Source organism: Levilactobacillus yiduensis, assembly GCF_024718525.1.
GTDB lineage: Bacteria > Bacillota > Bacilli > Lactobacillales > Lactobacillaceae > Levilactobacillus > Levilactobacillus yiduensis.
In genome coordinates this window covers 22,356-33,385 of the sequence record NZ_JAMXAZ010000030.1, presented here as the reverse complement: position 1 = coordinate 33,385, position 11,030 = coordinate 22,356, and the positions used below count along the sequence as shown (strand labels likewise).

Annotated in this window: 9 protein-coding genes; 8 read left to right on the top strand and 1 reads right to left on the bottom strand. The window is 46.9% G+C overall.

Going from position 1 to position 11,030, the window contains the following annotated elements; all coding sequences use genetic code 11:
• The first annotated feature begins 288 nt into the window (after positions 1-288).
• The 5 genes from NGM66_RS12700 (at position 289) to NGM66_RS12680 (ending at position 5,303) form a co-directional block, all read left to right on the top strand.
• On the top strand, positions 289-1,494 hold the full coding sequence (locus tag NGM66_RS12700; protein WP_208907517.1) for an MFS transporter: 1,206 nt from the start codon (positions 289-291) through the stop codon (positions 1,492-1,494).
• Complete coding sequence (locus tag NGM66_RS12695) at positions 1,487-2,230, top strand: nucleoside phosphorylase (protein WP_208907518.1); 744 nt, start codon at positions 1,487-1,489, stop codon at positions 2,228-2,230. The genes NGM66_RS12700 and NGM66_RS12695 overlap by 8 nt, the downstream gene beginning before the upstream one ends.
• 21 nt (positions 2,231-2,251) lie before the next feature.
• Positions 2,252-3,463 carry an MFS transporter gene (locus NGM66_RS12690; protein WP_208907519.1) on the top strand — a complete coding sequence of 404 codons (1,212 nt, stop codon included), beginning with the start codon at positions 2,252-2,254 and terminating at the stop codon, positions 3,461-3,463.
• Positions 3,464-3,483: 20 nt separating this feature from the next.
• On the top strand, positions 3,484-4,686 hold the full coding sequence (locus tag NGM66_RS12685) for a phosphopentomutase (RefSeq protein ID WP_208907520.1): 1,203 nt from the start codon (positions 3,484-3,486) through the stop codon (positions 4,684-4,686).
• Between the two features lie 224 nt (positions 4,687-4,910).
• On the top strand, positions 4,911-5,303 hold the full coding sequence (locus NGM66_RS12680) for a tautomerase family protein (protein ID WP_208907521.1): 393 nt from the start codon (positions 4,911-4,913) through the stop codon (positions 5,301-5,303).
• Positions 5,304-5,409: 106 nt separating this feature from the next.
• Here the strand turns inward: NGM66_RS12680 and NGM66_RS12675 are convergent, their stop codons facing one another.
• A complete protein-coding gene (locus NGM66_RS12675) occupies positions 5,410-6,021 on the bottom strand; it encodes an FMN-dependent NADH-azoreductase (RefSeq protein ID WP_208907522.1) in 612 nt (203 codons plus the stop codon).
• 56 nt (positions 6,022-6,077) lie between these two features.
• Between NGM66_RS12675 and NGM66_RS12670 the strand changes: the two genes are divergently transcribed.
• From NGM66_RS12670 to NGM66_RS12660, 3 genes are all read left to right on the top strand, one after another.
• Positions 6,078-7,421 (top strand): aminotransferase-like domain-containing protein, encoded by a 1,344-nt coding sequence (locus NGM66_RS12670; RefSeq protein WP_208907523.1) that lies wholly within the window; start codon positions 6,078-6,080, stop codon positions 7,419-7,421.
• Between the two features lie 156 nt (positions 7,422-7,577).
• Complete coding sequence (locus NGM66_RS12665) at positions 7,578-9,107, top strand: hypothetical protein (RefSeq protein ID WP_208907524.1); 1,530 nt, start codon at positions 7,578-7,580, stop codon at positions 9,105-9,107.
• Between the two features lie 166 nt (positions 9,108-9,273).
• On the top strand, positions 9,274-10,641 hold the full coding sequence (locus NGM66_RS12660) for a DUF5776 domain-containing protein (RefSeq protein ID WP_208907525.1): 1,368 nt from the start codon (positions 9,274-9,276) through the stop codon (positions 10,639-10,641).
• Positions 10,642-11,030: the final 389 nt, after the last annotated feature.

Genomic DNA, 11,030 nt, shown 5'->3' with positions numbered 1-11,030 from the left:
AGATACGTTAGAATCCATGTATTAGAAGCTAGCTAATGGGAGAGGACTTCCATTTACACAAAAAATTTGACACTCCCTACTGGACGTTCGATGTTTTCCAAGTTATACAGAGGATAAAGTAAATCTTTGTTTTTATGCAGAACTTGCGAAAGCGTAATCAAATCGTCATCTCCTTGTATGTAGCTACAGTAAATAGCTGTCAATTGTTGTAAAAAACTACTGATTTTTGTCATTGACGCAATGGTACACTAAATCTGCAATTTAAGAAACTAAATTGGAGGCGTCAATATGGATCAGAAAATGAATAAAGAACAGAAGACGGCGTTGACTACAAGCGCAACAGGACTGTTCTCCCAGTCAACCAGTACGATGTTACTATCCTTTGTTCTTGCATCAATGATTGCAAGCTTTCATATCAGCGGAGCGGCAGGTGGATTTATTTCTACGATTACTAACATTGGAATGTTGGTTGGTGGTTTAACATTCGGTCCAATGGCAGATCGGAATGGTCGCGTTAAGGTTTATGCAATTACTACAATTATTTATGCATTAGCAACAGGATTAATGGCATTTGCAACGAACATTTGGATTGTTTACGTTTTGAGGTTTCTGGTAGGTGTTGGTGGTGGTGGTGTTTATGGTGTTATTATGTCGATGGTTGCTGACGTATTTAGTAGCAAACAAAGAGGAAGAATTAATTCATACGTGACTGTTTCAGGTCAGCTTGGGAGTATTGTTGCAGCAATTGCTGTTGCAATTTTGATTCCGATGGCCGGTTGGCGAAGCCTATTTATCTTTGGCGCATTACCTATTTTTCTAGGAATATTTGTTTATTTTAAAGTCCCAGAATCTACGGAGTGGAAAGAAGCTAAGAAGGTTGAAACACAGACGGAACATATCACATTACTAGACTTATTTAAAAATGGAAACGCATCCAACACTATTAAGCTAACAATTATGGCTATTGTTCAGGTTGCTGGGTACTTTGGATTAATGAATTGGCTACCATCGATTTTACAACAAAAATCTGGTTTATCAGTGTCAGGTTCCTCGATTTGGATGATATCAACGATTGTAGGAATGTCACTAGGAATGTTGGTTTTCGGTCAAATCATGGATAAAATTGGGAGTAAAGTAGCTTATTCAATTTTCCTGATAGCATCAGCAATTTCTGTATTTCTATATGCCTTTGCACAGACCAATATGACCTTGTTAATTGGTGGTGCTATCGTCGGATTCTTTGCAAATGGAATGAATGCAGGGTATGGCGCCATCGTAGGGAATCTTTACGAAACAAAAATTAGGGCCTCAGCAAATAATTTAATTTTTAATATTGGTAGAGCAGTTGGTGGTTTCTCGGCTGTGGTAATCGGGTTTTTATTAGATCATTCAACAATGGTTGTCACGATGGGCTTTCTTTCAGTTTTATATATCATTTCGTTTCTAACCGTATTGACACTAAAAGAAAATAAAAAGGTGATTAACAATGACTAGTGAACATTTAACGCACATTCAAAAGGGAGACTTAGGTGAAATAACCTTGATTGTTGGTGATCCGGCCCGTGTTGATTTAATTTCCGAGAATTGGGATAAGAGAAGAAAACTTGAAGATAGTCGAGAATTTGTACTAGTGGTCGGAGAATTTGAAGGACATCATGTCTCGATTTGTTCTACTGGAATGGGTGTAGGTTCGACAGAAATATGTGTCATAGAATTACTTGAGAATGACGCTAAGATGATTGTTAGGTGTGGTGGATGTGGTTCATGGGACGAGAATATTCATCCTGGAGATATTATTGTAAATCGTGCAATGGTAAGAACAAAAGGTCTTTTAGGAGAATATGTGCCTGATGAATATCCCGCAGTGGCTGATCCATTGCTTGTCGATACGATTTATCATGGAGCAGTTGCTAATGGTTTCAAAACGTATACAGGAATTGGATTAACAACGGAGACGTACTTTTTTGGACAATATCGACAGCCTGAAATTTCGGGAAGTAATTTGAAAGTTGACGATACCAAGATGAATTACTGGAGGAGTAGGGGAGTTATTAATGCAGAAATGGAGTCAGCAGTTTTATTCCTGCTAGGCTCTGTCTATGGAGTTCCTGTGGCTAATTGTTTGGTCGTTCATTTGAGCCGAGATACTTATACTTGGGAAGAACCAGCCGATTATAACCGAATTCATAAAGCATCAGCTGAGACAGTCTTAAGATCAATTTTAGCATAGTTAACTGGAGGCTTAATGAGGATGGAAGAACAAAAATCGTATCAAAAAAAGGTTCTGGCTTCTTCTATGCTGGGACTAGGATTAGAAGGAATGGACGTTCTACTGCTGTCTTTTGCACTCAGCTCGATTATTAGCGAATTTCATATTTCTTCTGCAGCGGGGGGAATGCTCCCATCTATTACCAATATTGGCATGCTCTTAGGCGGCGTACTATTTGGTTATATGGCAGATAGGCATGGTCGAATTAAAACATTCACTTACACAATTTTTATTTTTGCCATCGCTACTTTGCTCATGGCATTTGCCCATAGCATTACGGAAATTTATGTTCTTCGATTCATCGTTGGTTTAGGTGCAGGTGGTGAGTATGGGATTGGAATGGCGTTAGTAGCTGAAGTGTTTCCAAAGAGCCGCCGTGGACAAATGTCTTCTTGGATTACAGTTGGCGGTCAGATGGGAACACTGTTAGCCGCGATTATTGCAGCAACGATAATTCCGCTGGCTGGTTGGCGTGGAACGTTTGTTTTTGGAGTATTGCCAGTAATCCTAGCTTATTTTGTAAGACGGCATTTGCCAGAAACTAAGGCATGGCAATCGACACATAGGAAAGAACAGGAAAACCATCAACATCCACGTTTAAAAATTTTAATTAGAGATCCCAAAACAACGGGAATCACAGCAGGGTTAATTATAATGTCGACAGTTCAAATTGCTGGATATTATGGATTAATGAACTGGCTACCTTCATTACTAGAAAAGCAGCAAGGATTGACGGTATCTGGCTCATCGATGTGGATGATTTCAACTATTATTGGGATGTCAATTGGGATGTTGTGTTTTGGTAAGTTATTAGATAGATTGGGATCTAAAATAACATATTCTGCATTTTTAATTATGGCAGCAGCCTCTGTATCACTATATTCGTTAGTTCATAATTCACTGTTAATGTTAGTAGTTGGTATGATTGTTGGCTTTTTCGCTAACGGTATGAATGCCGGTTACGGTGCATTGATTAGTAGTTTTTATCCAACGGAAGTTCGAAGCTTTGCTAATAATGTGATTTTTAATACTGGTCGTGCAATTGGTGGGCTATCGCCGATTTTGATAGGTTATCTAATTGATAAAAGCGGATTTTCAGCAGCTCTGTTGTTCTTAGGGTCTTTATACTTGATTTCATTAGTTGTTGTTAATTTAATTCCCAATCCTCTGGGTAAAAAACAAATGAGCGATTGAATGGGAAGTGAATATGGAATATGAGAAAATTTGAAAAGGTAATCGTGATGGTTTTGGACTCAATGGGAATTGGGGCGGCTCCGGATGCAGAACTTTTTGATGATGTTGGTGCTGATACTTTAGGACATGTTAGTCAGTATTTTCCTAATGGGCTACAAGTACCTGTAATGACAAAATTGGGCTTGGGAAATATTCGAACAGATAATCCATTAAAGGGAGTTCCTGCACAAAAAAAGTTGATCAGTATTGTTGGTAAAATGAAAGAAATTTCAGCAGGAAAGGATAGTATTAATGGACATTGGGAGCTAATGGGGGTCCCGATTAGTAGGCCATTGGATACTTTTCCAAATGGTTTTCCGGCAAAATTAATTGATCAAATTGAGCACTTTTCAAATAGAAAGGTTATTTTGAACCGTGCGTCTTCTGGGACAGAGGCAATGTCTGATTTTGGTGAAAAGCAGAAGGCAGATGGTAGTTTGATTATTTATACCTCTGGAGATTCTGTGTTACAGGTTGCCGCACATGAAGATTCTGTACCAGTAGAAGAGCTGTATCGGATATGTCGTTTCATCAGAACGATAATTGATCAAAGTGAATTAACTGTTGGTAGAATTATCGCTCGGCCTTTTATTGGAAAAGATAAGGGTACCTTTGAAAGAAGTAAAAATAGAAAAGACTTTTCAATGGATTCGCCCGAGGAAACGGTTTTGGATTTATTAGCTGCAAACGGTATTCCAGTAACAGGAATTGGCAAAGTTAATGACATATTTTCGTCGAGAGGAATTGAACGAGAAATTCATACAGGCAACGACTTAGAGGGAATAGACCAAACAATTCATGCAATGAAAGTGGTAACTCAAGGATTTATCTTTGTTAATTTAGTCGATTTTGATTCTAAGTTTGGCCATCGACGGGATGCAAAAGGATATGGCGAGGAGCTAGTCAGGGTTGATTGTAAGTTAGGGGAGATGTTGAAACTAATTACTGAAGATGATTTATTGATTATAACAGCGGACCATGGAAATGATCCGACATTTAAGGGAACGGATCATACTCGTGAGTTTGTACCAGTTATTGCGTACTCTAAAGGAATTATTGGGAGAAATATTGGCGTGCGTAATACTTATAGTGATGTAGGAGCAACTATTTTAGATAATTTTGAAATTGATAATGAGGGATATGGAGAAAGTTTTTTAAGTCAAATCGATTCGCAACCTGATTAAGTGCTAAAAAAGCCATCTAATATTGATGGCTTTTTTTATATAGAGCTAGGGATAAAATCCAAAGTCTTGACATTTATCAAGTCGGCCACCACCCATCCGCGGTAAACTAGTTTCTGTTGTTACCACCTATGGCCGAGCCAAGGCCATCCGCGAGTCGCCTGGATGTGTTTGGTGACTGTGCTGTGGTAAAATTCACGAGGAATTACAGAAAGGAAGTCTTACCCATGCCAATGATGCGCATTGATATGTTTCGCGGCCGGAGCAAGAAAGAAATCAAAAATATTTTAGACATCTCGTACCAAGTCGCCACTGAGGAACTGCACCTGTTGCCACGCGACCGGTACCAAATCGTGACGCAACACGATTCTGAAGAAATGATCATCGAAGACGTGGGCCTGGGCTTCAACCGGACCAATAAGTTTTTGATGTTCAGTCTGACCTCAAGCCCCCGCAAGGAAGCAGACAAAGAACGCTTCTACGCGCGGCTGGTCAAGGAACTTCAGGAGCACGCCGACGTTGAGCCTGCCGATGTGATGATCAACATCACCAGCAACACCAAGGCCGATTGGAGCTTTGGTAACGGCGAGGCGCAATTTATGAATGGTAAATTGGATTAGCAACAACTAGCGGTTCACCAGCTTGGCGTCCCGCGTAAGCCAAAAGACGTTCAGCGCCACCCCAATCGGTGAGTACTGAACGCCTTTTATCTTGATTATCTGCCAGCTAGTCCGTCGCTAACGCTGCCGTCAATGCCGCCGTCAGGTCTCGTTTGGTCTGGGCCACGATGGCCGGCTTGTCACTACCAGCCAGATCTAAACCCTCGGCGCGAATTAGCGTCATGTCCTTGATGCCCATGAAGTTGAGAATCGTGCGGAGGTAGTGGGGCGCGAAGTCCGCGTTGACGTAGCGCAGGTCGTGCTGGTAGTCACTGCCGCTCGATTGGACGTAGATGACCCGTTGGTGTCCATCCAAGAGGCCCACCGACCCGTCCGCCGTGTACTTGAACGTCTGTCTGGCGATGAAGATATCATCGATGTAGGTCTTCAGGCCGGTGACCACGTTAAAGTTGTGCAGCGGCATCATGATAAGAATCAAGTCGGCAGCCTTCCACTGGTCGATCAGCTTTTGTTGCGCCGGTTGGACCGTTTCCGGGTAATTCAGGGAAGTTGCCGAAATGGCGGGAATGTCAGTAGCCGGGTCGTAGAGGGTGAGTTGGTCGAGGTCCTGGTCCGGTGCCAATTGCTGGATCGTTTGGCGGGCGTGTTCGGTCAGCTGATTGATGGTCCGGGCGGGATTTTGATAGTCAGGATGTGCATTGATCAATAAGATTTTCATATTAAGGGTCCTTTCTTGTACAATGGAAATAAATTCGTGTGAAGGTGGGGTCCGAGATGTTAGTGATCGAACGAGAGAGCGGCGAGCAGATTTACCATCAGCTGTATCGCCAGTTACGGGCGGAAATTGAAACGGGGATTCGCCAGCCGGGACAACAGGTGGCCAGTACCCGTTATCTGGCGCAAACGTTGGCCGTCAGCCGCAACACGGTGGACCACGCGTACCAGGACTTGGTCGCCGAAGGGTATTTGGTCAGCAAGCCCGGCGCCGGTTACCGCGTGGCCCAGCAGTTGCCAGTCTTGACGGCCGCGGAAACGCCGCTTCAGCCGGTGGCCCGGCCCCAATTTGCCGTCGACTTCACGGAAGATTTCGACCACCTCCAGCTATTTCCGAAAACGGCGTGGCAGGCGGCGGAACGGGCGGTGATGTGGTCGGGGGTGACCCACATTCAACCGGCCAGCGGGGATGCCCAGTATCGCCAACAGGTGACGCAGTATTTGGCCCGGCTCAAGGGGATTCACGTGACGGCCGACCAGATCGTGGTGACCAGTGGCTTCAACGAGGCGGCGGGCATCATCGCCAATCTGGTACCCGAATTCGCCCAAGGCCGGCTGGCGGTGGCGGAACCTATCGCCCCGAACGCCCGTGAGGTCTGGCAAAAATTAGGCGTGGCAACCGTCAACTATCAAAAGGCTTGGCCGGACGCGACCGGTTACGTGCTGGCGCCGACCCACAATTTTCCGGACGGTCAGGGACTAACCGTATCCCAACGCCAACGGTTGGCCCAGCGGTTACGGGCCACCCAGCGCTACTTAATCGAGCTGGATACGGACGGCACCATGGTCTACGACGGCCAACCCGCCCCGGCGCTGTATCACGACCTGGCCGGCCAGCGGAGCTTTTACTACACCAACTACGATGACACGTTGGGCTCAGCGCTGTGCATGGGCATCTTGGTCTTGCCAACGGGCTTCGCTGACCGATATCAACAAACGTACGGCCGTCTGCCTAACCGCAACTCGCAGTGGCAACAACAGATCCTGGGCCGCATGATTGCCAATGACAGCCTGGAGCGGTTCATCCGCCAACTGACCATCGTCTACCGCAACCGCCGCCAACTATTGATCACGACCCTGCAGCAGGCGTTTGGCGACCGCATCCGCATCACCGGTGCCGCAGCCGGGAGCTTCATCGTGGTCCAGTTGTCAACCACCCCACCCATCAGTCACCTGATCGCCCAAGCCGCCGCGGTGGGCGTGGGACTGGTCAATCCGGACCGCTGCTGGGCCAACGGGGTGCCCGCGGATCATAGCGTGGTCCTGAGCTTCAGGCAGGTCACCGATGACCAGATTGTCAGTGGGGTGCGCGCCTTAGCCCAAGCGTGGCACCTACAAGACTAAGTTTACGGGGAATCGCCGCCAGCGCCAAGGGCCAGTGGACCCGAAAAAGAGGGGACCAGTTTACGTTAGGAGAGAAAATTTAAAACGTACGTTCCCCATTTCGCCCGAAATATGCTACACTAAAAGAACGCGATTTTTGCAGGGAGGACGGAAGATATGGCAACCACGATTTTGACGCCGGCGGAGAACCGGTTCTTACAACTCAGTCAGCAGGCCCTGGCCTTGCCGGCGTTGACCCGGTTGATGCCGCTGTTGCGCGACCACCCGACCATCAAGGACAGTAGTGATTTCTTGCCCCGGTCGGCACGGGCAGCGTTGCTGGAACAGCGGGTCGATTGGCTGAAATTAAGCAGTACGGCCTGGAAATTGCTGGCGGATTCGCCTTACGTGATCAATCCCAGCAGTCAGCGGCTGGATTGGCGGCACTGTGCGTTGTGCCACAAACCGGTGCGCTACGAGTACCACGTGGCGTTGCGCGCCAACGGCCACAAGATTATCGTTGGTTCGGAGTGCGTGAAGAAGTTCATGAGCGATGAAATGCAATATCTGATGACCATCACCACCGAGGACAACATTCACGCGGTCGCCCAGTACGATGACCTGACCGAACACTACCCACAGGTCCCAGAGATCTTGTGGGATTCGGTAGCGTTGCCCAATCTGCCGGCCGCTCATCATCGCCGCCAGCGGTGGGTCCATAACGGGACCGAACACACGGTGACGGGGTATTTGAAACACCGACAAACGACCTTACCAGAAGGCCAATTACGCCCGTACCTTAGTGAATACGACACACTGACAGCGCTTGACCACAAGGCGGCAGCGGCGGCCAAGCAAGCCGCGCAACACCGCGCTGACCAGGAGCGCCAACTGGCCGAAGAAGAATCCCAGGCGGCCTGGGACCGCGCCCAGCATCAGGAGAGCTCTGCCGTGCAGGCATTGCGGGCCTCGGCACCGTACCAAACGACTCTGCGGCAGGTGGCTAATCTGATGGCCGAACGCCTGCCACTAGCGACGTTCAAGGCCCAACTGGCGGACGTGACCCTGCCAGCACAGCTAAGGAAGCTGATCAATTCCTACCAATTAGGTGTGATGGCCACGGAATTTACCCGTAGCGGCCAAATCACCGCAGCGCGCTTACAGATTGCACCGCGGTACCTGGTAGCCGACTTGGATCGGTTCAGCCAACGCCGCGCCCAACAACGCCAGCGGGATTGGAACGATGACCTGTTCAACGCGGCGGTCGGCTTCACGTTGACACCCGCTCAACGGCAGGATTGGTTAACCAAGCTCCAACGTCCCTGGGAGGGCCAGCAGGTGCCAGCCAGCGTGCTCACGGATTGTCTGACGCTGCGGGAACGCTTGACGGCGGGCCAAACAGTACCCACCACTTGGCCGAAAAACTTGCGGCAGGCATTCGCCCAGCGGTTGGCGCAACAACCAGCGATAGGGTGGGTCCCGGCTAAGAAGAATCACGTGACCACGGCGCAGTTACGTCAGTTGGCCAGCAACCAGTCGGATTTCCCGGCAGTCGCTGCCGCCTATCACCGGCTGTACGCTTTACCGGAAGATGAAGAAGCCGTGACGTTGTCGGCCTTACAGCAAGCCTACCTACAGATGAAGGACGCTCAGGCTCAGCGCACAACGGATACGCAACGGTTGGTGCAGGAGATTTTGAAGAATTAGAACTCAGGTTGGTGCGAAGTTGGCACCGGCCTTTTGTGTGGGGTCGTTATTTTTGATAGTAATTACAGCAAAACAAGAAAACGTGTTAATTTTCAATGATTGTAAACATTTAATATACAATTAACCGATGTAAGCGTTATAATTTAGGGGAAAGAGGTGAACAATAATGAAGCGAAAATCATGGCTAAAACGAATTTTTACCGGGATTGGCCTTATTGCAATGAGTGTGTGTTTGGGGATAATTGCTGGTGGGAATCGTGTGGCATATGCAGATGATGTCAGTTCGGAACCGGAAGAAGCTAATATCAGAATTAATATCTTTCTGAGATCTCCTGATGAAGATAAAGATAAACATACCCCCCCAATACAAACTCTTAGTAGCCGTATGGACGTTAAGAAAGCAAAAGAAACTTCGGTGAATGACTTTATAAAAAAGCACAACATACCTATTTATGCTGAGAATTATTCAGTTTATGATCATTTGAATATAATTCTTACTTACGTTAACCATCCTAATTTGCGGAAGCAAGCGATTGAAGAGTATTTCACTATTTTCAAACCTAGTTATTTATATAACCCGGATTCTAGTATGGACCTTGCTGAGCAGAAAGCAGCGATTGCGGTTTTTTTTGAGCAGGAGGAAGCCCAACCCTTTATAGATTATGGGTATCAAGGCATGGTACTAGATAAGGACAAAACTGATAAGGAAGCAAGAAATCAATTCTTGACCTTAACACCTGCTAAAGGCGGCGGTTATACGGCGCAAGATTTCTATGTCTATTTGAAGCCAGAAACTAACCCTGTCATTGTTCCTAGCAAGGTAGATCAGTCTGCCTTAACCGCGGACGACCACGCCACGATTGTTTCGGGCGAGAACGTTGATGCCGCAACGTTCCATGCACGAGCACTTAACAGTGACGGTGAAGAAATTCCGGTAACGGTGGCTGCTGGCGAAGCTGATCTCAAAGTACCGGGGACGTATACGATTACCCTAACCGCAGATAACGGAAAAACTAAGACGGTGACGTTAACCGTAACGCCTGGTGAGGCCGCAATCGAGGCGGTCGCACCTAAGAAAACGGTGGTCTATGGACTAAAGACGATTTACCTGTATCAAAAGCCAACGTTCAATCAGCGTCAAAGAGTAGCTAAGTATCGTCAAGTTAAGCGGACGCAACGGCCATTGTTTGTGGTAACCGGATATGCTAAAAGCAAGTCGGGGGCACCACGTTATCAAGTCAAAGACGTCAACCATGGCAGCAAGACCGCTGGTAAGACCGGCTATATTACGGTACGAAAGGCATTCGTAGCGCCGGCCTATTACCAAAAAACACCCAAGAAAATTAAAGTCATTAATCCAAAGGGCATCAATAGCTATCAGCGAGTGGGGCTGACCAAAAAGGTTAAACACGTTAAAGCAGGGCAGACGCTAAACGTGATTGCACGCAAGCAGCACAACTTGACGACGCGGTTTGTGCTTGCGAATGGACAATACGTGAGTGCGAATAAGAAATTAGTGTTGGCAATTAAGTAGCCAGTCGTTTTAAATTTAAGAGGAACATTGGTCGCGACGTGCAGAACAGTAATTTACAGCTCTCAATTGAAATGGTGGCCAGGCAATCGTAGCCAAAGAAGCTGGTTAACATATGACTTAGGCTCGATGGGCCACGGAGCCGTCAGATTCAGGCCACCTACCAACACCAAAACAACCAAACAGCTTTGACAGGTAGACGTACTAACTCGTGTGTGATTGACGAGCGAGTACGTCTTTTTGGCGACGCATCACGGTGATGTGAATTTGAAACGTAAACCGATTTAACTAAGCCACAATTAATCCAGCCTTTTGCATGATTGGCGTGATGAAAGTCACTGTCGATTGCGACCGAAAAAAGTCCGCGGGGCTAGACGATTGAGGACCTATCG

Excerpts from the sequence above, each read along its gene's own strand:
- NGM66_RS12700 (WP_208907517.1), top strand. The coding sequence starts at position 289 with ATGGATCAGAAAATGAATAAAGAACAGAAGACGGCGTTGACTACAAGC.
- NGM66_RS12695 (WP_208907518.1), top strand. The coding sequence starts at position 1,487 with ATGACTAGTGAACATTTAACGCACATTCAAAAGGGAGACTTAGGTGAA.
- NGM66_RS12690 (WP_208907519.1), top strand. The coding sequence starts at position 2,252 with ATGGAAGAACAAAAATCGTATCAAAAAAAGGTTCTGGCTTCTTCTATG.
- NGM66_RS12685 (WP_208907520.1), top strand. The coding sequence starts at position 3,484 with ATGAGAAAATTTGAAAAGGTAATCGTGATGGTTTTGGACTCAATGGGA.
- NGM66_RS12680 (WP_208907521.1), top strand. The coding sequence starts at position 4,911 with ATGCCAATGATGCGCATTGATATGTTTCGCGGCCGGAGCAAGAAAGAA.
- NGM66_RS12675 (WP_208907522.1), bottom strand. The coding sequence starts at position 6,021 with ATGAAAATCTTATTGATCAATGCACATCCTGACTATCAAAATCCCGCC.
- NGM66_RS12670 (WP_208907523.1), top strand. The coding sequence starts at position 6,078 with ATGTTAGTGATCGAACGAGAGAGCGGCGAGCAGATTTACCATCAGCTG.
- NGM66_RS12665 (WP_208907524.1), top strand. The coding sequence starts at position 7,578 with ATGGCAACCACGATTTTGACGCCGGCGGAGAACCGGTTCTTACAACTC.
- NGM66_RS12660 (WP_208907525.1), top strand. The coding sequence starts at position 9,274 with ATGAAGCGAAAATCATGGCTAAAACGAATTTTTACCGGGATTGGCCTT.